The sequence below is a fragment of the Bifidobacterium sp. B4142 genome, from assembly GCF_026537325.1.
GTDB lineage: Bacteria > Actinomycetota > Actinomycetes > Actinomycetales > Bifidobacteriaceae > Bombiscardovia.
In genome coordinates, this window is the sequence record NZ_JAFNMJ010000004.1 from 123,202 (window position 1) to 147,252 (window position 24,051).

Annotated in this window: 17 protein-coding genes and 1 pseudogene; 10 read left to right on the forward strand and 8 right to left on the reverse strand. The window is 60.6% G+C overall.

The window, feature by feature from the left end:
• The 3 genes and pseudogenes from yidD to rpmH all read right to left on the reverse strand — a co-directional run bounded on the left by yidD (position 1) and on the right by rpmH (position 972).
• Positions 1 to 312 carry a membrane protein insertion efficiency factor YidD gene (yidD, locus tag J3U06_RS07470; RefSeq protein ID WP_267444789.1) on the reverse strand — a complete coding sequence of 104 codons (312 nt, stop codon included), beginning with the start codon at positions 310 to 312 and terminating at the stop codon, positions 1 to 3.
• Positions 313 to 419: 107 nt separating this feature from the next.
• Positions 420 to 812, reverse strand: a pseudogene (gene rnpA, locus J3U06_RS07475) (ribonuclease P protein component); the annotation flags it as partial.
• Between the two features lie 25 nt (positions 813 to 837).
• A complete protein-coding gene (gene rpmH, locus J3U06_RS07480) occupies positions 838 to 972 on the reverse strand; it encodes a 50S ribosomal protein L34 (RefSeq protein ID WP_015022700.1) in 135 nt (44 codons plus the stop codon).
• Between the two features lie 331 nt (positions 973 to 1,303).
• On the opposite strand from rpmH, the gene dnaA reads away from it, so the two are divergent.
• The 8 genes from dnaA to J3U06_RS07520 all read left to right on the forward strand — a co-directional run bounded on the left by dnaA (position 1,304) and on the right by J3U06_RS07520 (position 13,339).
• Complete coding sequence (dnaA, locus tag J3U06_RS07485; RefSeq protein WP_267444790.1) at positions 1,304 to 3,046, forward strand: chromosomal replication initiator protein DnaA; 1,743 nt, start codon at positions 1,304 to 1,306, stop codon at positions 3,044 to 3,046.
• Positions 3,047 to 3,459: 413 nt separating this feature from the next.
• Complete coding sequence (gene dnaN / locus J3U06_RS07490; RefSeq protein ID WP_220236566.1) at positions 3,460 to 4,584, forward strand: DNA polymerase III subunit beta; 1,125 nt, start codon at positions 3,460 to 3,462, stop codon at positions 4,582 to 4,584.
• Positions 4,585 to 4,613: 29 nt separating this feature from the next.
• Positions 4,614 to 5,876 (forward strand): DNA replication/repair protein RecF, encoded by a 1,263-nt coding sequence (recF, locus tag J3U06_RS07495; protein ID WP_267400905.1) that lies wholly within the window; start codon positions 4,614 to 4,616, stop codon positions 5,874 to 5,876.
• The gene (locus J3U06_RS07500) at positions 5,873 to 6,370 is read left to right on the forward strand and encodes a DUF721 domain-containing protein (RefSeq protein ID WP_267400908.1); all 498 of its coding nucleotides are present in this window, start codon (positions 5,873 to 5,875) and stop codon (positions 6,368 to 6,370) included. Before recF ends, J3U06_RS07500 begins: the two co-directional genes overlap by 4 nt.
• A gap of 292 nt (positions 6,371 to 6,662) precedes the next feature.
• Positions 6,663 to 8,702 carry a DNA topoisomerase (ATP-hydrolyzing) subunit B gene (gene gyrB, locus J3U06_RS07505; RefSeq protein ID WP_267400933.1) on the forward strand — a complete coding sequence of 680 codons (2,040 nt, stop codon included), beginning with the start codon at positions 6,663 to 6,665 and terminating at the stop codon, positions 8,700 to 8,702.
• 134 nt (positions 8,703 to 8,836) lie between these two features.
• A complete protein-coding gene (gene gyrA / locus J3U06_RS07510) occupies positions 8,837 to 11,464 on the forward strand; it encodes a DNA gyrase subunit A (protein WP_416378951.1) in 2,628 nt (875 codons plus the stop codon).
• Between the two features lie 104 nt (positions 11,465 to 11,568).
• Positions 11,569 to 12,168, forward strand: coding sequence for a DUF3566 domain-containing protein (locus tag J3U06_RS07515; RefSeq protein WP_267400912.1), 600 nt, complete (start codon positions 11,569 to 11,571; stop codon positions 12,166 to 12,168).
• 58 nt (positions 12,169 to 12,226) lie between these two features.
• A complete protein-coding gene (locus J3U06_RS07520; RefSeq protein WP_267444792.1) occupies positions 12,227 to 13,339 on the forward strand; it encodes a VanZ family protein in 1,113 nt (370 codons plus the stop codon).
• On the opposite strand, the gene J3U06_RS07525 is transcribed toward J3U06_RS07520, so the two are convergent.
• Positions 13,288 to 14,238, reverse strand: a complete 951-nt coding sequence (locus J3U06_RS07525) for a DMT family transporter (protein ID WP_267430946.1) — start codon at positions 14,236 to 14,238, stop codon at positions 13,288 to 13,290. The two genes, J3U06_RS07520 and J3U06_RS07525, sit on opposite strands and share 52 nt — an antisense overlap.
• Before the next feature lie 221 nt (positions 14,239 to 14,459).
• Here J3U06_RS07525 and J3U06_RS07530 point away from each other — a divergent pair, with 221 nt between their 5' ends.
• Both J3U06_RS07530 and J3U06_RS07535 read left to right on the forward strand, forming a co-directional pair.
• On the forward strand, positions 14,460 to 15,170 hold the full coding sequence (locus J3U06_RS07530) for a LytR/AlgR family response regulator transcription factor (protein WP_267400915.1): 711 nt from the start codon (positions 14,460 to 14,462) through the stop codon (positions 15,168 to 15,170).
• On the forward strand, positions 15,167 to 16,534 hold the full coding sequence (locus J3U06_RS07535; protein ID WP_267430944.1) for a sensor histidine kinase: 1,368 nt from the start codon (positions 15,167 to 15,169) through the stop codon (positions 16,532 to 16,534). Before J3U06_RS07530 ends, J3U06_RS07535 begins: the two co-directional genes overlap by 4 nt.
• Here the strand turns inward: J3U06_RS07535 and J3U06_RS07540 are convergent.
• The 4 genes from J3U06_RS07540 to J3U06_RS07555 all read right to left on the reverse strand — a co-directional run bounded on the left by J3U06_RS07540 (position 16,498) and on the right by J3U06_RS07555 (position 24,042).
• Positions 16,498 to 17,547 carry a glycosyltransferase family 2 protein gene (locus tag J3U06_RS07540; protein ID WP_267444793.1) on the reverse strand — a complete coding sequence of 350 codons (1,050 nt, stop codon included), beginning with the start codon at positions 17,545 to 17,547 and terminating at the stop codon, positions 16,498 to 16,500. The genes J3U06_RS07535 and J3U06_RS07540 overlap by 37 nt on opposite strands.
• A 175-nt stretch (positions 17,548 to 17,722) precedes the next feature.
• A complete protein-coding gene (locus J3U06_RS07545; RefSeq protein ID WP_267400918.1) occupies positions 17,723 to 18,394 on the reverse strand; it encodes a hypothetical protein in 672 nt (223 codons plus the stop codon).
• Complete coding sequence (locus tag J3U06_RS07550) at positions 18,387 to 20,816, reverse strand: glycoside hydrolase family 3 C-terminal domain-containing protein (RefSeq protein ID WP_267444794.1); 2,430 nt, start codon at positions 20,814 to 20,816, stop codon at positions 18,387 to 18,389. Before J3U06_RS07550 ends, J3U06_RS07545 begins: the two co-directional genes overlap by 8 nt.
• A gap of 238 nt (positions 20,817 to 21,054) precedes the next feature.
• A complete protein-coding gene (locus tag J3U06_RS07555) occupies positions 21,055 to 24,042 on the reverse strand; it encodes a glycoside hydrolase family 3 C-terminal domain-containing protein (RefSeq protein ID WP_267430942.1) in 2,988 nt (995 codons plus the stop codon).
• Positions 24,043 to 24,051 lie beyond the last annotated feature (9 nt).

Genomic DNA, 24,051 nt, shown 5'->3' on the forward strand with positions numbered 1-24,051 from the left:
TCAGGCCGTCTCCTTGTCTGGGGCCATGGGGGTCAGCCGGGCCTCCTCATGGGCCGTGGACCACGAGAACCGATAGAAGATGGAAAATCTTTGGGGCACGTCATCGATTCCGCCGTTGTTGAATGGCGTGCAACGCAATAGCCGCAGAACGGCCAGGATAGTTCCACGCAAGGCCCCGAACCGCCTCAGAGCGGTCAAAGCATACTGGGAGCAGGTCGGGTAGTAACGACAGCTCGGCGGCGAAAGGGGTGAGATGTGGCGCTGATACCAGCGGACTGCACCCTGCAGAGCCCGGGAGGCCAGGCCACTCATGCCCTGCACCCTTCACTGGCTTCCACATGTTGAACGGGTTGACGCTTGGACCCGGCAAGCTGCAGCTCTGACTGTCCCTGTGCATCGAGGCCGCCGGCAGTCTTCCCGGTCTTGCGCATGAGGTCACGGAAAAGCCTGTCGACTTGTTCCTCCAGCTGCTTGTATGTGGCTGTGGCAGCGCTGGGTTTGGCGCGCATGACCAGATCACAGGAGGATGGCAGCAGGTCCTCCTTAGATCCGGCAAGCTGCCTGAATCTGCGTTTGACCTTATTCCTAGTCACGGCCTTGCCCACATTTTTGGATACAGCGAGCCCCATGCGGCGTCTGCCTGCAGGCAGGATGTCATGCCGCCCTTCGCGCTCAGCCGATGTCACCGGCAGCAAGGTTGCTGTTCGGTCAGATCCAGGTATCGAATAATGTATGACCAGATCCCTGCTGCTGACCCAATGGCGTCGCCTGAGCACCGCCGTGAACTCCCGGTGGCTTCTCAGCCGTTCCACCTTCTGAAAAGGGATTGGATCCGACTCAGGCAGAGAGGGTCCGACGGCCCTTGGCCCGGCGCCGGTTGATCAGGGCACGACCGGAGCGGGTGCGCATACGAGCGCGGAATCCGTGCTTCATGTGACGACGGCGATTGTTGGGCTGGAATGTCCTCTTCATAATTCGTTGCTCCCGTGTGTAGACATACTCGAGTACGGCTCGTTATGAGTCAAGCTATATCACGGTACACATGAGCCGAGACGGAGTCAAACAGGCTTCCGCCATCCAGCTGGTGAAGACCGCTCCATACCCTGTGCAAACCCTGTCATAGCAGGAGAATAGGCCTCCTTACTTATCCACAAATTACATCACTGTTATTCACATTCATCGTAGATACAACACGCTATCCTGTGGATAACCGCGCAAAGTCGGTGTAACAATGAGCTACTGTCTACTCTGAGAGAAGCAGGAAGACCGGGAAATCCGTCGTCGAGAAGAGAGGAGCACACTGATGGCGCAGGATCCGCTGGATGCCGCTGCCCAGGCCAAGAGAATCTGGAATTCGGTCCTGCAGGTGCTCCGCTACAGCAGCTCATTGACCTCCAGAGACAAGGGCTGGCTGGAGGACATCACCCCCGAGGCGGTTTTCGGCACCACCATCGTTCTCAGGGTCTCCTCCAAGGCCACTCAGGAGGCTGTGCAGGGACCGCTCAGCCAGCCGCTCCTCAATGCATTGCAGCTGGTCACCAACCAGGAAATGTTCCCGGCCATCAAAATCGTCTACCCAGAGCAAATGGCCAAGCAGAAAGCTGCCGATCAACAGAATGACCAACGCGCGTCCGCCATGGCTGGCTCTGTCCCGGGCAGCGGCGAGTTCCGTCAGGTTCCCGGTCCTGCTCAGGATCCCTATAGCGACTACCAGCGTCAGGCCGGCATCGACCGATCGCCCGGCTCAGAGACCCACTCGGACTGGCGGACCGAGAACGCTGGAACCTCCAAGTCCCCGATTGTTTCCGTCAATGACTTCCACGAGGGCACCTATGTGCCTATGACCCTGGATATGCAGGCCGAACTGTCCGAGCCCTCCCCCACTGTGAGGTCAACGGCAGGCGCTGATGCCGACCAGCAGAGCGAGGCAGAGAGGACCGCATCCCGACCCGCCTTCACCGTGCCCCGCTTCCCCATGAGCCAGAACCGAGTGGAGCGCGACCCGCAGACCCACCTGAACAAGAATGCCACCTTTGATACCTTCGTCCCAGGCGACTCCAACCGCTTTGCGCGAACCGTAGCCTTGGCCGTGGCCGAAGGGTCAGGCCAGGATTTCAATCCTTTATGTATCTACGGCAGCTCAGGCCTGGGCAAGACCCACCTGCTCAACGCCATTGGCAACTATGCCTTGGTCAAGGATCCTTCGCTCAAGGTCCGATACGTCAACTCGGAGGAATTCACCAACGAATTCATCGACGCCTTGCAGAACTCCACCCAAGGGTCGGGCCAGATCGCGGAATTCAACCGCCGCTATCGGCAGGTGGATGTGCTTCTTATCGATGATATCCAGTTTCTGGGGGGCAAGGAAGCCACCCTGGACCAGTTCTTCCACACCTTTAATGCCTTACATGACGCCAACAAGCGCATCGTCATCGCCTCGGACGTGGCCCCCAAGAATCTGAAAGGCTTCGAATCACGACTGATCTCGCGTTTCGATTCGGGTCTGACTGTGGATGTCAAACCTCCGGACCGGGAGACCCGGGTGGCCATCCTCAGAATGATGGCCTCCATGAACGGGGTCAGCATTCCCAACGAGGTTCTGGATCTGATCGCGGAACGCTTCACCGAGAACATCCGAGAGCTTGAGGGGGCCCTGACCCGTGTCACCGCCGTGGCCAGCCTTAACAATCAGCCGGTCACCACAGCCCTGGCCGAACAGACTCTGCAGGACTTCTTCTCTACGGATGTGGAGATCAAGCCCACTGACATCATCTCCCAGGTGGCCAAATACTTCCATCTGACCTTTGACGATATTGTCGGCCGCACGCGCACCAAGAACATCGCCCTAGCCCGACAGATAGCCATGTATCTGGCGCGGGAGATGACCAGCATGTCCTTGGTAGATATCGGCGAGGTCTTCGGCGGCCGCGACCACACCACAGTCATGCACGCCTATACACGTATCTCCAATGAGATGCAGGAAAAACGAGAGATTTACAACTACGTCATGGAGCTGACCGTCCGGCTCAAACAGCCTCAGGAATGATACGACACGCAGACACCACTGTGGATCGGCAGAAAAAGATATCCACCTACTTATCCCCGGATGTGGGCAAACCTTGGGAATAACCCACTGATTTTTCGGGGATAAATGGTGCATCTTCCGCGAACAAATCACATATTTTTGTGGATAACTAAGCAGAACTCCAGACTTGTGGATAAATTGGCTTTTTAATCACATCGATTACACTACTTATCCACAACACTTAAGTGATGCCTATCCACTGCATTGCAAGGATCTGAGAACTTATCCACACCATCCACCAAGCTTATTACGATGACTCAATGTATATTTATGCAATAGTCACCTTCATACTCAAGCACACCTCTCACTCCAACCACATCACCCGACCTATTCGATAGAATGAATCCAGTTCATTCATCGACAAGAAGGCTCCCATGAAAGTAGAAGTGAATTCATCCGCACTCTCGGATGCAGTGGCATGGACCACCCGCATCATCCCCTCCCGGCCGGCTTCGCCGATCCTGGCAGGCATCAGGATGGAAGCCTCTGACGGAACATTGAAGCTCTCTGCTTTCGATTACGAGGTTTCAGCGAGGAACCACATCGAGGCAGGCATCGACGAATCCGGAACAGCCTTGGTGCTGGGTAAACTGCTGGCTGACATCACAAAATCCCTGCCATCAGAGAAGACCTACCTGTCAACCGAGGGATCCAAGATGACCATTACCTCGGGCAAATCCACTTTTTCTCTGCAACTGATGCCTGACAGCGAATACCCCGACCTCCCTGCCGTTCCTGAGCCCATGGGCCAGGTGGATGCTGAGACCTTCATTCAGTCCATCTCCCAGTCCATCGTCGCTGTTTCCCGGGAAGAGAGCCGTCCGGTGCTGACCAGCGTCAAAACCGAGATCACTGGGGACAAGGTGGTCATGACCGCCACCGACCGTTTCAGGCTCTCCCGTTCGAGCTTCACTTGGACTCCTCGCGATGCCAACTTCTCCACCTCCATGCTTATCCGCGGCTCTTTGCTGCGGGACATCGCCCGTTCCCTGGACGAGCACCAGAACGTGACCATGGATTATGAAGCCGACAACCCCACCATCATGGGCGTGGAAAACGCTGGCAAAATATCCACTACCCAGCTGATCGACGGGGAATTCCCTGCAGTAGATCGTCTCTTTTCAGACGAGTACCCCATCCAAGCTGTCATCGCCCGGCAGGATCTGATCGACGCCATCAAGCGTGTGGCCCTAGTAGCCGAGCGCAATGCCCCAATCCGTATGGTTTTCTCCGGCAACGAGGTGACCCTGAGCGCAGGCACGGCTGACGAAGCGCAGGCCCATGAAGTTCTGCAGGCGGATCTGGACGGTGAGGACATCACAGTGGCTTTCAATCCCAACTACCTGATCGACGGGTTGGGCGCCATTGCTGAGCCTTTTGTCCGCATCAAGATGACTTCGGCAGTCAAGGCTGTAGAGTTCAACGGCCAGCAGGAGCAGGATTCCGAAGAGTCCATGGACTACCGTTACCTGCTTGTGCCCATGCGCTTCAACAACTGACACCTGGGCAGGTTCGAGGAACAATCGCCATGCACATCTCCCGTCTGGTTCTGGATCACTTCCGTTCCTGGGAGCATTGCGTCCTCGATTTGGAGCCCGGGGTGACCATTCTCGAAGGACGGAACGGCCTGGGCAAGACCAACCTGGTCGAGGCCATCGAGGTCCTGTCCGCCGGCGGCAGCCATAGGACTTCATCTTCCCTGCCCCTGGTAGAGCGTGGACAGTCCAAGGCCACCATCAGGGCCAGGGTGAAGCAGGACGGTACCGCCACCGACTATGAGCTGACCATTGCCGCCAAGGGATCCAACCGTGGAAGAATCAACGGTGGGCCGTCCCTCTATCAGCGTGATTTGGTAGGCCAGGTGCCCTGCGTGACTTTCAGCCCCGAGGACCAGCTGATGGTCTCAGGAGAGCCGGCAGCCAGGCGGGCCGTGCTGGACCAGGCCGGCAGCCAGCTTGATGCCGACTACTTCCAAGTTCGGCAGGATTTTCGCCATGTGGCCAGGCAGCGCGCTGCACTGCTCAAGCAGCTCTCTCAGGCGGGCCATGACGCCTCAGGTGATGGGCGCGATGCCGCTCTGTCCGGCCTTGAGATCTGGACTGGGCAGTTTATTCGCACCGGGCTAGATCTGAGCCGGCGACGAGCGGCTCTGGTAGAGGTCCTGGACCAGCCCTTCACCGATTTGTATGGTCGGCTGGCAGGACCTGGTCAGGACGCTCGATTGACCTACCGCCCTTCCCTGGAGGAGATCGGACCCGATAGGCAGACCGGTCCCGAGGTTGCCGAGGCTGTCAGTCGTCACTTTCAGCGGATATACCCGGGAGAAGTGGCCCGGGGCACCAATCTGATCGGTCCCCAGCGCGATGATCTGGCCTTCACTCTCAACGGCATGCCTGCCCGGGAGTTTGCCTCCAACGGTGAGATGTGGACCCTGGCCCTGGCTCTGAGACTGGCTCTGCTGCAGGTGGTCAAGGATCGTCGCTCCTTGGAGCCCATCGTCATTCTGGATGATGTCTTTGCCCAGTTGGATCGGGGCCGCAGGGATCAGATTCTCGACTTTGCCCGCCAGCAGGACCAGGTGCTCATCACCGTGGCCGCCGACAGCGATATTCCCTCCCTGCAGGGCGCCAGGTTGGTGGATGTGTCCAGGTTGAGGCCCTTGCAGCCATCCGATCCGGCCGCTCAGGATCCGGCCATCGCCAGTGCCATGCAGGATCTGCGGCGAACCAGGGGAACGGCCGATGGCGGCTCGGATATGCCGGATGGGCCGGAGGGGAACGACCTGTCATGAAGGCACCCATGGTCGAGACCCTGCACCTGGACCAGCGTCGATTGCCAGCCCTGGTCTTCGAAGGCTGCACGAGACGGGCGGCCACTCGTCGGCAGCGAGAGGATGACTCACGTAAGGCTTGGTATGCATTCGGCAAGCCAGGCCGCGACCCAGCCAAACTGGGAGGCGTGGTTACCAGTCTGGCTGCCGGAAGCGGGTGGACCAGCCATCTGAAGGTGGCCCGGCTGCGCAACCAGTGGGACAGTGTGGTGGGACCCGGTATCGCCGCCCATTCGAGAGTGGTCTCCTACCGGGAGGGCGTGCTGATCATCCAGGCGCAGACCACGGTCTGGGCCACCCAGCTGGCCTACTTGGTCCCCCAGCTCAAGGCGACCATTGTCAAGCGTCTGGGCATGCCGGTAAAGCAGATCCGGGTGACCGGCCCCCACAACTACAGTTTCCGCCGTTCGCGGTTCGATCCACCTGGCCGAGGCGTGCGCGACACCTATGGATGAACCCATAATCTACGAATACCGTCTTCCCAGCTTTCTGTAAGCCTAAAGTCCCCTAGAGCTGGTAATCTATAGGTTATAGGGTCAAACGCTTCCAAGGCCCCTTTATGGACGATTTGGAACCTGGTGACCATGACTTGATCCCCTGTTCGACCACGAACGGAAGCTGCTTTGTTGTCAGTGGCCGACGATAGGGGTGCAGAAAGGACTATCCGTGGCAGATCTCAACACTGACCCGTCCCGGACCCCGCAAGAGGGCCGGGAGCATGAGGAGGACAAGCCTCGGGATGACGGCATGACGGGCCAGGATCAGCTGGACGACGCGCAGCTGGATGACTCGCTCTCCCCCGAGCATTATGATGCCAGCGATCTGAAGGTGCTGGAGGGGCTAGAGGCGGTCCGCGTCCGTCCCGGCATGTACATCGGCTCGACGGGCTCCAGGGGCCTGCATCACCTGGTCTACGAGATCGTCGACAACTCGGTCGACGAGGCTCTGGCTGGGTACGCTGACCATATTGAAGTCACCATCCTGCCCGACAACGGCATCCGTGTGGATGACAATGGCCGTGGCATTCCTGTGGACGAGGTGCCAGGCGAGGGCAAGAGCGGCGTCGAGGTGGTCATGACCAAGCTGCATGCCGGCGGCAAGTTCGGTGGTGGCGGTTACGCGGTCTCAGGCGGTCTGCACGGCGTGGGCATCTCCGTGGTCAACGCCCTGTCCACCCGGATCGACGTCCAGGTGCGCCGGCAGGGCTACCACTGGCATCAGAACTTCCGCAACCAAAAGCCCACCGCTCCCCTATCCAAGGATCAGGCCATGGGGCCGGACGAGAGCACCGGCACCTCGGTGACTTTCTGGGCTGACCCCAAAATCTTCGAGACCACGGTCTACGACTTCGAGACCTTGCGCAGCCGCTTCCAGCAGATGGCCTTCCTCAACAAGGGCCTGAGGATCACCTTGACCGATCTGCGCCCCAATGACCAGGCCGGCGACGAGGTGGCGGGCGAGGAGCAGACCCCGGAGCAGAAGGGCCAGTCCGTCAGCTACCAGTACGCCAACGGCATCAAGGACTATGTGGACTACCTGGTCAAGGTCAGGAAGGCCACGCCTGTGGAGGCCGAGGTCATCGACTTCGAAGCCGAGGACCTGAAGCTGGGCATCTCCGCCGAGGTGGCCATGCAGTGGACTACCGCCTACTCGGAGTCCGTCCACACCTTCGCCAACACCATCGCGACCACCGAGGGCGGCACCCATGAAGAGGGGTTCCGTGCTGCCCTGACCAGCATGATCAACCGCTATGCTAGGGATAAGAACATTCTCAAGGACAAGGATGACAACCTCTCGGGCGACGACGTACGCGAGGGGCTGACCGCCGTGGTCTCCGTCAAGCTGACCAACCCCCAGTTCGAGGGCCAGACCAAGACCAAGCTGGGCAACTCCGAAGCCAAGACCTTCGTCCAGCGGGTCATGACCGAGAGGCTGAGCGACTGGTTCGACGCCCATCCCAGCGAGGCTAAGTCCATCATCCAGAAGGCCATGGAGGCCTCCCGGGCCCGGATAGCCGCCAAGAAGGCCCGCGAGAACACCCGTCGCAAGTCCATCTTCGAGACGGCCGGCATGCCTGACAAGCTCAAGGACTGCCAGTCCAGCGACCCCCAGGAGTGCGAGCTCTTTATCGTGGAGGGCGACTCAGCAGGCGGCTCAGCCATCCAAGGCCGCAACCCCATGACCCAGGCCATCCTGCCCCTGCGCGGCAAGATCCTCAACACGGAGCGGGCCAGTCTGGACCGCATGATGAAGTCCGACACCATCGAATCCCTGATCACGGCTGTGGGCGGCGGATACGGCGAGGACTTCAACATCGACAAGGTGCGCTACCACAAGGTCATCATCATGGCCGACGCCGATGTGGACGGCGCCCACATCGCCACCCTGAATCTGACCCTCTTCTTCCGGTACATGCGGCCCATGATCGAGGCCGGCTACGTCTACGTGGCCATGCCTCCGCTATACCGGCTCAAGTGGACCAAGGGGCCCCACAGCTTCGTCTACACCGATGCCGAGCGCGACAGGGTCCTGGCCGAGGGCAAGGCCTCAGGCCGACAGCTGCCCAAGGGCGAAGGGATCCAGCGCTACAAGGGTCTGGGCGAGATGAGCTACCAGGAACTCTGGGAGACCACCATGGACCCGGAACACCGCATCCTCAAGAAGATCCACATCGATGATGCCGAACAGGCCGACGAGACCTTCACCATGCTCATGGGCGACGAGGTCGAACCCCGGCGTCTGTTCATCCAGCGCAACGCCCACGACGCCCGCTTCATCGACGCCTGAGACGGACGCCCCTCCCTTTTCACCATTTGAGCTAAGGATCGATTTTGGCAGACGATAACAACAACGACAACAGCTCGGACCAGGACGGCCTCAACCTGCCCGACGGGTCTCGCGAGCCACTCAGCCCCCAGGAGATGGATAACACCGATTACGGCCTTCTCCAAGGCGAGCGGATACAGCCCATTGACCTCCAGCAGGAGATGCGGGAATCCTACCTGTCCTACGCCCTGTCCGTGATCGTGGAGCGGGCCCTGCCCGATGTCCGCGACGGTATGAAGCCGGTCCACCGCAGGGTCATCTACGCCATGTACGACGGCGGATACCGGCCAGATCGTGGCTACAACAAGTGCTCACGCGTGGTGGGCGACGTCATGGGCAAGTACCACCCCCACGGTGATTCAGCCATCTATGACACCATCGTGCGTCTGGCCCAGTCCTGGTCCATGCGCTACCCGCTGGTGGACGGTCAGGGCAACTTCGGCTCCCCCGGCGACGATCCGGCTGCCGCCATGAGGTACACCGAGTGCCGCATGGCCCCCCTGGCCATGGAGATGGTGCGCGACATCGACAAGGACACGGTTGACTTCATCCCCAACTACGACGGCAAGACCCAGGAGCCCACGGTTCTGCCTTCCCGCTTCCCCAATCTGCTGGTCAACGGATCAGCCGGCATCGCTGTGGGCATGGCTACCAACATTCCTCCGCACAACCTGCGTGAGGTGGCCAAGGGCGTTCACTGGGCCCTGGAGCATCCCGAGGCCTCCAAGGAGGAGCTGCTCAACGCCCTGATCTCCATCATCAAGGGGCCTGACTTCCCCACTGGCGCCACCATTCTGGGCCACAAGGGCATCGAGCAGGCCTACCGGACCGGGCGCGGCCTAATTACCATGCGGGCGGTGGTCAACACCGAGGAGATCCGTGGAAGGATGTGCCTGGTGGTCACCGAGCTGCCCTACCAGGTCAACCCCGACCGGCTGGCCTCCTCTATTCGCGAGGCCGTGCGCGACGGCAAGATCCAGGGCATCGCCGACATGCGTGATGAGACCTCGGGCCGTACCGGCCAGCGCCTGGTCCTGGTGCTCAAGCGCGATGCCGTGCCCAAGGTGGTTCTCAACAACCTCTACAAGCACACCCAGCTGCAGCAAACCTTCGGGGCCAACATGCTGGCCCTGGTGGACGGGGTCCCCAGGACCCTGAGCCTGGATGCCTTCATCCGCCACTGGGTGGACCACCAGCTGGATGTGGTTGAGCGGCGCACCCGCTATCTGAAGCGTGAGGCCGAGGATCGCGACCATATCCTGCAGGGGTATTTGAAGGCCCTGGACATGATCGACCAGGTCATCGCCCTGATCCGCGCCTCCAAGGATGTGGAGACAGCACGCACCGGCCTGATGGAGCTGCTGGATGTGGACGAGGTCCAGGCCGATGCCATCCTGGCCATGCAGCTGCGCCGTCTGGCTGCCTTGGAACGGCAGAAGATCCTGGACGAGCATGAGGAGCTCATGCGCAAGATCGCCGACTACAACGACATCCTGGCCCACCCCGAACGCCAACGCACCATCGTGGGCGACGAGCTGGATGAGATCGTCGACAAGTACGGTGACGAACGGCGCACCCGGATCGTCCCCTACTCGGGTGAGATGAACGTGGAGGATCTGATTGCTGACGAACAGGTGGTGGTCACTGTCACCCACTCCGGCTTCGTCAAGCGGACCAAGGCCGACGAGTACCGGGCCCAGCACCGCGGCGGCAAGGGCATCCGCGGGGCCAGGCTGCGCGAGGACGACGTGGTGGACCACTTCTTCCTGACCAGCACCCACAACTGGTTGCTCTTCTTCACCAACAAGGGCCGGGTGTACCGGCTCAAGGCCTACGAACTGCCTGAGGGCTCCCGCGACTCCAAGGGGCAGCATGTAGCCAACCTGCTCCAGCTGGGCCCGGGCGAGCGGATTGAACAGGTCCTTTCCCTGCACGGCTACGACGATGCCGACTATCTGGTTCTGGCCACCCGGACCGGACGGGTCAAGAAGACCCGCCTGGCTGAATATGATTCGCCTCGCCAGGGTGGCCTGATCGCCGTGCGGCTGATGGAACTGGGCACCGTCGCCGACGAGGAGGGCCAAGAGGCGCCTAAGAGCGATGAGCTGGTGGGTGCCGCCCTCTGCAATGCCGACGATGAAATCATCTTGGTCTCCCGCAAGGGCATGAGCGTGCGCTTCCCGGCTGACGACTCCACCCTAAGGCCCATGGGACGGCAGACTGCAGGCGTCCAGGGTATGCGGTTCCGCCCCGGCGACGAGTTGCTGAGCATGGACGTGATCGCCAGTGAGTCTGGCGATGACCTGCTAGTGGTCACCGACGAGGGCTTCGCCAAGCGGACTGCTCTGAGCGAGTACCGCTTGCAGGGCCGCAACGGTTACGGAGTCAAGGCCATCGCCATGGTCGAGGGCCGTGGTTCCCTGGTCGGCGCCCTGGTGGTGAACGAGGACGACCAGATCATGGCCATCATGAAGTCCGGCAAGGTCATCCGCTCCGATGTGGCCGAGGTCAAGCGAACTGGACGCAACACTCAAGGGGTAACCCTAGCCAAGCCTGACAAGGGTGACGAAATTCTCTCCATCGCCCGCAATGCCGAACGCGACGACCAGGAGGAGAATGACGGTCAGGTTGACGTGGCTTCTGCCGCTCCCCTGGCGGCCAAGGATCAGCCCATCGCCACCACCGGAACCGGCGACGGCCAAGGTCTGGCCCAAGAGGACTGAGCAGGTCCGCTACCAGTCTGACAAGACTGGTAGCCTCGTAAGAAGTCGTCCAGGTCCTGCGGCGGTATGCGCGGACTGATGAATGCAAGGATCAAGGAGTGCCGATGAGCCAGGATGATCAAAAGCAGGCCAAGGCCGGTACCGGTAAGAAGGGTACAGCAAAGCCCAAAACCGGCAAGACCAAGGCTGATGAATCCAAAAAGGGCGAGTCCCGCCAACCCTTATCGGCCACTCCCCCGGCTTCTGCTGCCGGCAGGACGGCATCAGGGCGTTCCGCAAGAACCACAGCTTCGGCTGCCGCTCCGGTCAAAGCCCCTTCGACGACGCGTCCTCACGTGCCTCGGGCCCGGCGCATGCAGCTGTCCTTGACCCGGCTGGAACCTTGGTCTGTGGCCAAGGTCACCTTCCTGCTGTCCATCGCCGGAGCCATCATTCAGGTGGTGGCCGCCGCCCTGCTCTGGATTCTGCTCAATGCTATGGGACTCTTTGACAACCTGACCCAGGTCATCTCCAAGACAGGCCTGGATGCTGGTGGTTTCGACCTAGGCCAGGTGCTGAGCCTGGGGACGGTTCTGAGTTCGGTGACCATTTTCTCTATCTTCGAGATTGTCATAGTAGTGGCTCTGGTTACCATTTTCGCCTTTCTCTACAACCTGGTCAGCTCCCTGGTTGGTGGCATCCACGTAACCCTGGGCGACGACTGACCTCTTCGTCGGCACAGTCAATCGGTCGATAGGCTTAAGCGCGATTTAGACTGGAATTGTGCTCTCGACATACCTGGACTACTTCAGCGGCTCCTTTGGCATATCTCTGGTTTTCTGGCCCTTGGCCTCGCTGATTCTGACCCTGCCCATTCTTGCCCTGATCTACAACCGCTATCACCGGCTCAGGCTGACAGCAGCCATGGCGGCCTACCTGACCGTCTTATATCTGCTGGCCCTGGTCTTCTTCACCCTCTGGCCCATGCCCGACGATCGTGCCGCCTTCTGCGCCACCCATCATCTGACCCCCCAGCTCAATCCCCTGCAGTTCCTGACCGACCTGAGCACAGGCGGCCGGATGGCCATGTTGCAGATCCTGCTCAATGTGGCCTTCTTCCTGCCCCTGGGCTTCATCATGGGGCGGGTCTTCCGCTGGCGCTTCATCCTGGCCCTGCCGGTTGCCTTCCTGGTCTCCCTCTTCATCGAAACGGCCCAGCTGACCGGAGTGTTCGGCATCGTGGGCTGCGCCTACCGTCTCTTCGACGTGGACGACCTGATTTGGAACACCTCAGGCGCTCTGATCGGCTACCTGGTAGCCATGGCGGCCAACAAGCTCGTTCCCACCCGTCAGGCTGACGCTGCCCAGCTGGTCACCAACCCCGGGTTCATACACCGAGCCGTCTCCTTGGCTCTGGATCTGCTTCTGGCCACCATTCTGTCCATGTCTCTGGGAATGGGCGTGACCTATGCGGTCCATCGTCTGGGCGCCTATCAGCTGGATGGTCACTACCGCTTTTGCGGATTGCTGATCGCCCCATCCGCTCTGGATGTATTCGGGACCGTGGTTGATCTTGCCATGCTGCTGATCTTTGAACTGCTCATACCCCTGCCCCGCCGGGGACGGACGCTGGGTGCCACCTTCACCCATATGACCGTCGAGACCAAGCAGCGGCATGGCTGGTCCCGCTTCCTCTTCTATCTGTGCCGGACCGCAGTCATCCTGGCCGTCTTCGGCCCCTGGACCGGCAAGGTTCAGACTGCAACGCGCATCCTGGCCCTGCTCCTGCTGGTCTTCTACCTGATCAAGCGGCAGATGCCCTACGACCTCTTGCCCGGGACAGCCTACCGGGAGGACCCGGCTGCTGAGGAGCCCTTCGATAGCCGGCGGGGATGAAGTCTGACTTCGGATAGGATGATGGCGGCGAAGATGATGGCGAAGCCCAACAGATGGGTGGCTGTCAGCTCCTCGTGCAGGACCAGGACCGAAACCAGCATACCGAACAGGCTCTCCGAGCACAGGATCAGCGAACCCTGGGCGGCGGGGACCCTGGAGAAGGCGATGTTCTGGAAATTCTGGGCCATCAGGGTCGAGATCAGCGTCAGATAAATCATGGAGCCCAGGGTCGAGGGCGTGAAGTCGGCCGCAGTGGGCAAGGGATCGAAGATCAGCGCGCAGACCAGGAAGAGGATGTCACCGAAAAGCAGCTCCAGGTAGGTCAGCGTAGGGGCGTCGAACTTCTTGGTCAGGAAACCGGTGATCACCAGGTTGACCCCGTAGAGCAGGGCACCGGCCAAAGTCAGCAGGTCGCCAGTGCTCAGAGCCAGCCCCTGTCCCCCGCCGTGGGCCGGCAGCGAGATCAGAGCCACGCCCAGGATGCAGATGGCGGCCGCGACGAAGTGCCGCAGGGCCGGCCGTCGGCGGGCCATAATCCAGACCAGGAAGGGCACAAAGATGCAGTAGGTGGCCGTCAGGAAGGAGTTGCGGCCCGGAGCGATGGTGGTCAGCCCCATCATCTGCAGGCTGAAGGCCGCCCAGTAACTGACCCCCAGGATCAGCCCCGGTACCAGGGTATGTATGGCCCCGGTTCTGCGCAGCCGGGGCAGCAAAAAGGGCGTCATGATCACGATGGCGCAGAGGATGCGAATGCCCATCAGCCAGCGCACGGTCAGGGTCTCCATGGCAACCTTTTCGAAGGTGTATCCGGCTCCCCAGGCGGCCGCGGCCATCAGCAGCATCAGACGAGCCAGCCAGGTGGACGGTTTCCAGGACGAGGAGGGTGCGAAGGTAGACATGTTTCGACTCTAATCGTTCCCGTCCACAAGTGAGAATAGATTCGCAAGGTAAAAAATGAGCAGTTCAAACTTATTTGCTTTTTCAAACCAACCCTCCTGCTTGTCAGCGTTCGGCTTCGGGCAAGCGGGGTCTGCCATGCGGATATCTCCGATATCATTGAAGAACGGTGATAACGTCGGCCACAGGTCCTTGGCCGACGGGGTAAGGAGTGTGTGCCAGGATGATCAGAATCGCAGTGGTGGATGATGATTCCATCAGCTGTCGGACCATGGTCAATTACCTGAGCCGTTACCGCAAGGAACGTCAGGAAGAACTGACGGTCAGCGTCTTCACCGATGGCAAGGCTTTTGCGGACGGCTATCGACCCGTGTATGACATCCTCCTTCTGGACATTCAGATGACCCCCATGGACGGAATCGAAGTGGCCCGCCGGGTACGCGATCGTGACGAGTCGGTGGTCATCGTCTTCATCACCTCCGCCCCCCAGTACGCCATCAACGGCTATGAGGTGGGCGCTCTCTCCTACCTGCTCAAGCCCTTGCCCTGGTTCGCTTTCTCCCAGGAACTGGATCGGTCCATCGCCCAGGTGCGCGGCCGCGTGGACCTGTCCATTCTGATCACCGAGGGTGCCCGATCCACCCGGATCCCCCTCAAGGACATTGTCTTTATCGAATCCGTCCGCCACAGCAGTGTCATTCACACCTTGGATTCCTCACTGACTACGAACAGCACGCTGAAAAACCTGGAGGGCCAGCTGGACCAGCGAGGATTCTTCCGTTCCAACTCCTGCTACCTGGTCAATCTGGCCCATGTGACGGGCATGGAGGACCAGGACTGCATCATGTCGACCGGTCAGCGGCTGCGGGTCAGTCGACCACGCAAGAAGTCTTTTATGACGGCTCTTACCGCTTACGTGGCGGGTCGGCCATGACCAGCACCCACATCCTCAATGCCCTGCCCGATATCCCCCGGCTCTATACGGCCATCAGCGAGTGGTTGGGTTGCCTGGTCTATCTGTTGGCCATCGGGGTGAGGACCTCACGCCTAAGAATGACGGTTGTGCTTCTGCCCGGTCTGGCCGTGCTCATCGGGGTCCAGTACTGGGCCGGCACCCTGCCTATCGCCTTCTGGATCATCAGCATGTGCCTGGCCGTGGCCTGCATGTACGCCATCATCATGCTGGCTTCGGGGTTGGGGGCGCTGGATGGGGCCTATCTGCTGGCCCGTGCCTTCGTCCTGGCCGAGCTGGTCGCCTCTCTGCACTGGCAGCTGGACTCCTTCATGCGGCCCTCGAACCACAGCCTGTATGACCCGCCCTCCCTGATTCTGCTGGTGCTGATTTATGGCGGCGTAGGCATGCTGGCCTGGCTGGCGGAGCGGCGCAACTTCGCCAATGCCCAGTCTTCCGTGCCAGGACGCAGCGTTTTCATAGCCGCAGTCATCGCTGTGGTCACCTTCGCCATGTCCAACCTGAGTTTCGTCTCCACCAACACACCCTTCTCCGGCCGGGTTGGCTTGGAGGTCTTCTACATCCGCACCCTGGTGGACCTGTGCGGGTTCGCCACGCTCTATGCCCAGCAGGAACAGTTGCGGGAGAGCCATACCAGTGCCGAGCTGGCCTCCATCAACGCCCGGGCTTACAGCCAGCACAGGGAGTACATACGATCCAAAGAGAATCTGGAGGCCATGGGCAGGCTTGCCCACGACCTCAAGCATCAGATTGCGGCCCTGCGCTCGCAGATGGATCCTGAGCGCAAGTCCCAGGATTTCGAAGAGCTGGAGGCTGCGGTCGGACGGTATGGGTCGCAGCAGCACACCGGCAACCCCATCCTGGACGTGGTCATGTCGACCAAGGAGCGCATCTGTTCCGAAGAAGGGATCACTCTGACCATGGTGGCCGACGGCTCCCTCTTGGAGGGGATGTCGCCCATGGACATCTCCACCCTCTTCGGCAACGCCTTGGACAATGCCATTGAGGCTTTGAGGAAGGTCAAGGAATCCGACCGCCGCCTGATCAAGGTGGCCCTGTACGCCCGTGGACAATTCGTGGTGATCCGCATTGAAAACTACTTCACATCGCCTCTGAATTGGAAGGGCAATGGCGAGCTGGCCACCACCAAGACCAGGACTGAGGATGGCCTGCATGGCTACGGGGTCAAGTCCATTCGACACATAGCCCATCGCTACCAGGGCGAGATAACCCTGCGCACCGAGCATCACTGGTTCAGCCTCTGCGTACTCCTGCCTCGGGTAGGCGATCAATTGAAGCCCATGGCGGCTTCGGCGGCCTTATAACCCAGCCGGATGGCCAAGCGGCCCGGCCTGCCCGGCATGTTGATCATCCTGCAGAGCAGGGTGGAACGCACGTCGGAGGCGATGACGGGGGAGCGGTGCTCCAGCCTTCGCCAGAGCATGTCCTTGTTCCGATAATTGCTTGGATTGCGAGAGAGGATAAGGAAGACCGAGGTCACCACGCAGTTAATGGACAGATAGTGGATCATATAACGATAAAGTCCGCGTGGAACCGTCCCTGGATCAGGTGTCGACTTGGCCATGAGTCCGTTGACCAGCAGCAGTTGTGAGACCCGGGCGATCATGATCGAGGTCTGCACTGACTGGCCCTGACGGCCGGTGTGATAACGGTAGAAATTCGTGTCCAGGTAGAGCAGGGTGTGCACCCAGGGCAGGGGCTGATAAGAGTAGATGAAGTCCACGTAGTAGGTGTGCTCGGGCAGGTGTGTGTGGGCCTGGCGGAGTACCTCGGTGCGCAGGATCAGGGCGTGCATGATCATGTACTGGGACAGCCCGAACCGGCGCAGATGGTTCCAGTCCAGCACCCGTCCCGGGTCCATGACGCTGCGGAAGTTGATGACCCGCTTATGTTTGCGGCCTTCTTTTTCGTAGACGTAATTGGTGACTACCATGTCCACCGGATTCGTACGTCGCGACTGGTCCCGCAGCTGGTTCAGAACCAGACTCAGGGAGGTCGGGTCCACCCAGTCGTCGGCATCGACCACCTTGACGTAGCGACCCCGGGCGGCTGCCAGGCCGGTGTTGACAGCGCCGCCGTGGCCCTTGTTGGTCTGGCTGATCAGACGGACAGTCTGCGGATGACGCTCTTGGTATGACTGCACAACCTGCGCTGTGGCGTCGGTGGACCCGTCATCGACCACGATGACCTCCAGATCGTCCTCCTCCCGGCTCAAGAGGGAATCCAGGCAGGTCGGCAGATGCTGGGCCATATTATAGGCGGGGACGATGAAGGTGAGAACGGGCGGTCTCGTGGAGGCCGGTCGGTCAGCTGTCATGAACGATCACTTCGCAAAAGAATGGGTCGGCGGGTATGTCGGCGGGGTTGCCGTAATCCCGTCGGCGGCCGTTGTATGCGACCACTGTACATGATGGGTTTGAGGAAAAGGCCCCGCCCCTCTGGCTGCCGATGCATGCCGGTTCATTGACAGCCGGGGGAGTGGGGCCGGAATTTTACTGGGCGCTCGCCTGAGATTCGGTGGGCTCCTGACGGAAGATGACCTTGAAGATGGGGAAGAAGACCCAGAAGGAGATGGCCGAGTTGATGATCATGGTGACCAGATCAGCAATGGTGGTCCCTAGGCTGCCCCAGTTCAGGGTGTGCTGGAAGAAGCCGTAGATGGGGTCCTTGTACCAACCCTGCAGCGCTGCCGCGATGATGGTGATGATCACGTAGGCCACTAGGTACCAGAAAGCCGCCTTCCAGACCGAGGAGTTGGACTTGAAGGTGATGTTGCGTTGGAGGAAGAAGTTGATGATCTGGGCGATCAGCAGGGTGATCTCCACCGCAAGGAAGTAGGCCAGGCCGCCCCCGCCGCCGTGGCCGATGGACCCGGCCGCGTAGTCGAACAGGTAGTAGGGCTTGCCGCTGACGGTCCCCATGCGCCAGATCTGGAAGTTGGTGCCCACCAGGGAGGTGCCGTTGAAGATGGCCTTGAGCACGGGCATGAGCACCAGCTGCAGGACGGTGACCCCGTTGGACAGGATGAAGAAGACGATGAACTGGGCCAGGGTGGTGTGTCGGTCGCTGAACCGCCGCCACCAGCGCACAATCGCCCACTGTGAGGCCGTCGTCGCCTTCCCTTGGGCCGGCTGTTCGGCCTGTTGGCTGTGCTGATCACTCATGATTGAGCTCCTTTCCGGTCCTGCGGTTGGCGGACATGTTTCTGAAGAATCCGGCGATGAATCCGCCCAGCCCCCTCCATAGGTGGCCGTTGGGGATGCGGACGATGGCCTCGACCATGGCCGTATCAATCAGCCCGTTGGTCATCTTGGCCATGGCCCTGGGAGGCATGTTGAGAAGGAAGAGGGTGTTTAGGTCGGGGTTGCCGGTCTTGGCCTCGTGGCGGTTCTCGCTCTTGGCGAGGAAGTTGGCCACGAACCTGGCCATGACGCTTCTTGAGTCCTTCCAGGATGAGAGCGGATCGTTGACACCGAAGGTGCTGACGGCGCCCTGTCGGACCACCGGGTGGCCGAAGAGCGCTGTCACAGCGGCATCGTCGACCTCCTTGACCCGGCCGGTCAGGTAAGCGCCCAAGGCAGGGTCTGGACTCTGCGGGTCGACGGTGCCCTGGACGTTCAGATGCTCGCTCAGCTCCATGTTGCGGGCATCGGACCCGATCATGATGGTCCAGTCGCCGGACTCGACCTGCCAGGAGTTGCTGGCCGTGTCGAAGTGCCGGAAGGTCGTCTGATCGAAGTCGATACGGACCTGGGTGGACTGGCCGGCATCCAGGCTGACCTTCTTGAAGCCTTTCAGTTCGCGGACCGGCCTGAGCACGCCACCCTTGGGCGCCTGGACGTAGAGCTGGGGAACAGTGGCCCCCTGCCTGTCCGAATCATTGGTCAGGGTGAAGGTGACTCCCTTGTCGTCCACGGTTAGATCGGAGTAAGCGAAGTGCGCGTAAGACAGACCGTAGCCGAAGGGGAAGCGTTCCTCCACGTCGGCGGTCAGGTAGTAGCGGTAGCCGACGAAGGGGCCCTCCCGGTAGATCGACTCGTGCGCAGGGTCGGGGTACCAGTCGGCGCTGGGGCAGTCGGCATAGGACTTGGGCCAGGTTTCCGCCAGGTGGCCGGAGGGGTCGATCCGGCCGGTCAGGATGTTCAGGGTGGCTGAGGCTCCAGCCTGCCCGGACAGCCCTATGTAGAGGACGGCATCGCACTGGTCGATCCAGTCGGTGGTGACGGGGGAGCCCGCCACCAGGACGACTACTAGGGGTTTGTCCGTCGCGCCCAAGGCCTTGATCAGGTCGACCTGGTTGCTGGGAATGTCCATGTGGGAGCGGTCCAGGCCCTCGGATTCGCTGCGTTCATCCAGGCCCACGCAGGCGACAATCACGTCAGCCTGGCCAGCGGCAGCCACGGCTTGGTCGATCAAAGACTGGTTCTTCTCGCCATGCCGTTCGTAGCCCTGACTGTAAGAGGCCAGCTCCAGGCCGTCGCCGTTGCCCTGCCTGAGCAGATCCAGCATGCTCTCCTGCTTGGCTACGTTGACCTTTGAGGATCCAGATCCTTGGAACCGTGGAGTCTCGGCCATATCCCCGACTAGGGCGATCCGGGTGCCGGCGGCCAGGGGCAGGCGTCCCTCCCGATTGACCAAAAGAACGGCGGATCCCTCGGCGATGCTCCGTGCCACCTGATGGTGATCCCGTATCTGTTCTGCGGTCAGGTTCCCATCAGGATCCATGCCAGAGTGGTAGGTCAGCTTGGCCAGTCGCGCCACCTCTTCGGCTCGGGCATTCAGATCGGCCTCGTCCAGGCGGCCCTCCTGTACGGCCTTGGCGACCTGTCGCACGGAGTCGTATCCGGCCTGAGGCATCTCAAGGGAGGAGCCATTTGCTGCTGCGGCGACCGCACTGTTGGAGCCGCCCCAATCCGAGACCACCATGCCGTCGAAGCCCCACTCTTTGCGCAGGATGTCCTTGAGCAGGTGGGAATTCTCGTTGGCATAGGTGCCGTTAACCATGTTGTATGAGGTCATGATGGCCCAGGGGTGGGCCTGGTGCACGGCGATCTCGAATCCGGTCAGATAGAGTTCGCGCATGGTGCGCTCGTCCACCACGGAGTCGGATGCCTGGCGGCGTAGCTCCTGGCTGTTCATGGCGAAGTGCTTGGGGGTGGCGGCCACGCCCTGGGATTGGATGCCTTCGATCAGGCCGGCAGCCATATGACCGGCCACCTGGGGGTCCTCGGAATAGTATTCAAAGTTTCTGCCGCACAGGGGATTGCGCTTGATGTTCATACCCGGACCCAGGACCATGTTGACGCCCAGGCTTCTGGCCTCGTTGCCCAGCGCCTGGCCCATGGTCTTGGCCAGCTCCGGGTCCCATGAGCAGGCCACAGTGCCGGCTGTGGGGAAGCAGGTAGCGGGCTTGGACTTGCCCATGCCTAGATTGTCCCCTGATCCGGTCTGGCGGCGCAGACCGTGAGGGCCGTCGCTCAGGACCATGCTCGGGATGCCCGCCCTCTTCAGGGCACGGGTCGCCCAGGTGGATTTTCCGGAGAGCAGCGATGCCCGTTCCAGAACTGTCAGATCCTTGACTTCCATAGTGTTCCTTTTCCGTGACGGGGGCTGATCCTGCGGCGGGAACCCTCGTTGCTTCCACGATTGGCCTCGGATTGGTCGTTGAATTCCCGGACTGTCGAGGCCTATACGAGTGGGTTGCATAACCTGTCGTTTTCCTGGCATGAATGTTGCCTATATACCAACAGGTGTGCTGATCCGTTCCCCGGCGGACGGTGCATAAGTCCGTACGCCGGGGAACGGATCAGCTTCAGATGGAGGATCAGGCCGTCGGCCCTTGGTCGGAGCTGTCCTCAGACGGTGTGGTCTCCATGCTGGCCGGATCCTGGGCGCGGGTCTGCCGGGCGTCATCCGCCAGATCGCTCAGAGTGCCCACATCCACAGCGCTGCGACGTGCCTTGAACCTTCTGAAGGCCAGGTACTCCAGAGCCAGGAAGATCAGGGCCAGCACAACCAGTGCCACATAGAGGGCAATTTGCCAGGCAGGGGTCTGCACCTTGGGGTCGCCATTGGCGTACTTGTATCCATGCACGACCGTATAGAGGATGTTGTGGCTGGCTTGGCGCATGGCCTTGACCGAGGTGGCGCTCTTGTCCTTGACGTGGTTGGTCACCTCGGTGGTGGCCAGCATGGCGTCGTTCCCGTTGCGGATCAACTGGTCGGCGTTCTGATAACCATAGACGCCGAAGTAGTCGGTCAGGACCATGCCGCGGAAGCCCCACTCACCGCGCAGCACATCCTGCATCAGCGGCGCATAGGCGGCCACGTAGGTGGTGCCGACGTAGTTGAATGAGCTCATGGCAGCCTGGGCGCCACCCTTGACCACAGCAGCCTGGAATGGCTTCAGGTAGATCTCGCGGATGGTCTGCTCGTTGGCCCAGGTAGCCAGCATGTTGGTACGGTTGGTCTCCTGGTCGTTCATGGCGAAGTGCTTCATGAAGGCGTAGACGCCCTTGGACCGGGCCGCTGCGACCTCGTTGGACCCCATGACCGCATTGATCTCGGGGTCTTCGGAGAAGTACTCGAAGTTACGTCCGGAGAAGGCACTGCGGTGGATGTTGAAGGCCGGCGCGTACCAGCCGGAGACATCCATGTCATGGGCCATGGTGCCGATCATCTCGCCGTAGCGGGTGGCTAGACCGGGGTTCCAGGTGCAGGCTATGGAGGTGGATGAGGGGAAGCCCAGGGAACCAACCTTGGTGAAGTTGTTGTTCAGGGCAGCGGGGCCATCGGCATCGGTGAGTTCGATCTTGCCGATGCCCTTGACAGCCTGGGTGCCATAGCCACTCATGGCGATCAGGCTGTCCATGTCCTTGACGCTGAGCTGATCCAGCAGCTTGTCCCACATGGGGTCGTCGTACTTCTTGTCGCGCAGCTGGTAGAGCCTGACATTGTTCTTGGCACCTGTCGTGGGCATCTTGTCGCTGTCTTTGTCAAACTTCTTGGGATCATAGTTGTCGTTGTTATAGAAGTGGGCCTTGGCCTCCTCGGGCATCTCGGTGCTCTTGGGTGCCGCCACAGCATCCGCATAGTTGGCGAAGTGGTTGGCCCGGGACAGATAGGTCACCGTGCCCTTGGCATCGTCGAACCTGTTGGTGGCCGCGACCTTGTCGACGGAGCGGGGATTGCTCTTGTCATAGGTGACCGTATGGGCAATGTTGACCGTGTCGGATTGGATCGGACGGTGGGAGTCGGAACGAATGGAGATGCCGTAGTCGCCCTGATCCAGCACGTAGGCCTTGGCATGGTCGGCATCATAGGAGGCCATGTCCTCGTCCTTGAAGCTCACGGGGATGGTCTGGCTCTTGCCGGGATCCAGGATATTGGTCTTCTTGAAGGAGACCAGGTTGGCGCTGGCCTTCTCTATGCCCCCATTGGTATAGGGGGGATCGAAGTAGGTCTGGACCGTGTCGCGGCCGGCCTTGGCGCCGGTGTTGGTGACGGTCACATCAAAGGAGATCTTCCCATCAGCATGATGGATCGGTCCCATCTTCTGGCTGAAGGTGGTGTATGACAGGCCGTATCCGAAGGGGTATTGGACCATCTGGTTGTAGTTGATCAGGCCTTCCTTGGCCGCAGTCTCCCAGAAGCGGTAGCCCACGTAAATGCCCTCGTTGTAGTCCACGAAGGTAGGCGTACTGGTTTCGGGCTTGCCGGTGAATCCGGTGAAGGTGGCCTTGTGGTCGTCCATATTGGTGTAGGTGAATGAGCCGAAGTTGTTGTAGGTCGGCGTCTTGGTCAGGTCGCGCACGAAGGTGTCAGAGGTCTTGCCCGAAGGGTTGACCTTGCCTTTCAGGACCTCGCCCAGGGCGGTGAAACCGGCCTGCCCCGGGGGCGGGCACCAGAGGACGGACTTGATCTGCGGATATTGACCCACGAAGTTCAGGTTGAAGGTGTTGGCGCCGTTGTAGACCAGGACCACCTTGTCGAAGGAGCTGGTGACCTTGGCGATCATGTCGCTCTCGGGCTTGGACAGCTCCAGGAAGCTCTGGCCCTGCTTGAAGTCCGGATTGGCCTTGTCATTGTCGTGATAGGTGATGTCCTTGGCCTTCATGTCCTTCGGCAGGTCGGCGCCCTCGCCGCCCACTCGACCGATGACCACCACAGCGGTGTCGGAGAACTGCTTGGCGTCATCCATGAGCTTGCTGGTGTACTTGTCTGCCGTGGGCTCGGGCAGGGTCCAGTCCTGGGCGAACATTTCGACCTTGGGGCGGTCTGCACGGTACTTGGTATAGAAGTCGCTCAGCTCTTTGTTGGTCTTTAGACCGGCTGAGGAGATGCCGTCAAGCAGGCTGGTTGTAGGGTTGTCTGCCGACATGGAGCCGGAACCTGTGCCGCCGTAGACGGGGTTGGTCGAGGCCCAGCCGAAGACATTGACCTTGTCGGACTTCAGGGGGAGTGTCCCATCCGAATTCTGCAGCATGGTGACGGACTCACGCTGGATGTCCTTGGCCAGGTTCCGGGCTGCGGTAACGGTCGCTGGCTGCAGCTCGTGCTTGCTGGTGGACTTGGTGATCAGGTTGGACAAGGGTCCCAGGAGCATGGTTGCCAGGGCTGCGACGACAGCCACGAAGGCCACCAGCCAGGACTGGGAGTGGATCATCTTTCGGTTGGCTACGTTTTTGACTGTGTGCTTGTTCACGGCGATCGTGATCAGCAGGGCCAGTACCAGAAAGACGCCGATGACCACCAGCTGGGGTATCAGCGACTTGAGTACGGCGACCACATCGCTCAGATTGACACTGAACATGTTCGCTAC

What these genes read in the sequence shown, in the direction of transcription:
- yidD (WP_267444789.1), bottom strand. Translation starts at nt 312, where the DNA reads ATGAGTGGCCTGGCCTCCCGGGCTCTGCAGGGTGCAGTCCGCTGGTAT.
- rpmH (WP_015022700.1), bottom strand. Translation starts at nt 972, where the DNA reads ATGAAGAGGACATTCCAGCCCAACAATCGCCGTCGTCACATGAAGCAC.
- dnaA (WP_267444790.1), top strand. Translation starts at nt 1,304, where the DNA reads ATGGCGCAGGATCCGCTGGATGCCGCTGCCCAGGCCAAGAGAATCTGG.
- dnaN (WP_220236566.1), top strand. Translation starts at nt 3,460, where the DNA reads ATGAAAGTAGAAGTGAATTCATCCGCACTCTCGGATGCAGTGGCATGG.
- recF (WP_267400905.1), top strand. Translation starts at nt 4,614, where the DNA reads ATGCACATCTCCCGTCTGGTTCTGGATCACTTCCGTTCCTGGGAGCAT.
- J3U06_RS07500 (WP_267400908.1), top strand. Translation starts at nt 5,873, where the DNA reads ATGAAGGCACCCATGGTCGAGACCCTGCACCTGGACCAGCGTCGATTG.
- gyrB (WP_267400933.1), top strand. Translation starts at nt 6,663, where the DNA reads ATGACGGGCCAGGATCAGCTGGACGACGCGCAGCTGGATGACTCGCTC.
- gyrA (WP_416378951.1), top strand. Translation starts at nt 8,837, where the DNA reads ATGGATAACACCGATTACGGCCTTCTCCAAGGCGAGCGGATACAGCCC.
- J3U06_RS07515 (WP_267400912.1), top strand. Translation starts at nt 11,569, where the DNA reads ATGAGCCAGGATGATCAAAAGCAGGCCAAGGCCGGTACCGGTAAGAAG.
- J3U06_RS07525 (WP_267430946.1), bottom strand. Translation starts at nt 14,238, where the DNA reads ATGTCTACCTTCGCACCCTCCTCGTCCTGGAAACCGTCCACCTGGCTG.
- J3U06_RS07530 (WP_267400915.1), top strand. Translation starts at nt 14,460, where the DNA reads ATGATCAGAATCGCAGTGGTGGATGATGATTCCATCAGCTGTCGGACC.
- J3U06_RS07535 (WP_267430944.1), top strand. Translation starts at nt 15,167, where the DNA reads ATGACCAGCACCCACATCCTCAATGCCCTGCCCGATATCCCCCGGCTC.
- J3U06_RS07540 (WP_267444793.1), bottom strand. Translation starts at nt 17,547, where the DNA reads ATGACAGCTGACCGACCGGCCTCCACGAGACCGCCCGTTCTCACCTTC.
- J3U06_RS07545 (WP_267400918.1), bottom strand. Translation starts at nt 18,394, where the DNA reads ATGAGTGATCAGCACAGCCAACAGGCCGAACAGCCGGCCCAAGGGAAG.
- J3U06_RS07550 (WP_267444794.1), bottom strand. Translation starts at nt 20,816, where the DNA reads ATGGAAGTCAAGGATCTGACAGTTCTGGAACGGGCATCGCTGCTCTCC.
- J3U06_RS07555 (WP_267430942.1), bottom strand. Translation starts at nt 24,042, where the DNA reads ATGTTCAGTGTCAATCTGAGCGATGTGGTCGCCGTACTCAAGTCGCTG.